At 77.2% G+C, this 429-nt stretch carries 1 protein-coding gene; it reads left to right on the top strand.

All coding sequences use genetic code 11. From position 1 onward, the window contains the following. Positions 1–429 (top strand): hypothetical protein (locus ACG04Q_RS25575; RefSeq protein WP_394514705.1); only part of this gene is annotated, 429 nt, incomplete at both ends.

A 429-nucleotide genomic window follows, 5' to 3' on the forward strand; every position in this document is an offset into this window, starting at 1 on the left:
GCGGCAGCATCGCGCTGCCGCGCATCGAGGCGGCGCTGGCCAACGCGGCGGGCGGCGAACGCCTGAGCGTGAACCTGCTGGGCCTGCCCGACGGCGCCACGCTGACCGACGGCGTGCGCAGCGCCGCCGGCGGCGTGCCGGTGGACCTGGCCGGCTGGGACGTGACCCGCCTGAGCCTGGTGGCACCGGCCGGCTTCACGGGCGAATTCAGCCTCACCGTGGTGGCCGCCAGCGTCGAGACCAGCAACGGCGCCAGCGCCAGCGTCAGCCAGGGCATCACCGTGCGCGTGCTGCCCGGCACCGCGGTGGCCACGCCGGTGGGGGTCAACCCCTTCGTCATCACGGCGACGCAGGCGCAGGCCACCCAGCGCCAGGCCGGCAGCTCCGCCGTGGCCGACGCGTCGGCCGCCGCGCTGGCACTGCTGGCCG

This window comes from Pelomonas lactea, assembly GCF_043555885.1.
Taxonomy (GTDB): Bacteria; Pseudomonadota; Gammaproteobacteria; order Burkholderiales; family Burkholderiaceae_C; genus Pelomonas; species Pelomonas lactea.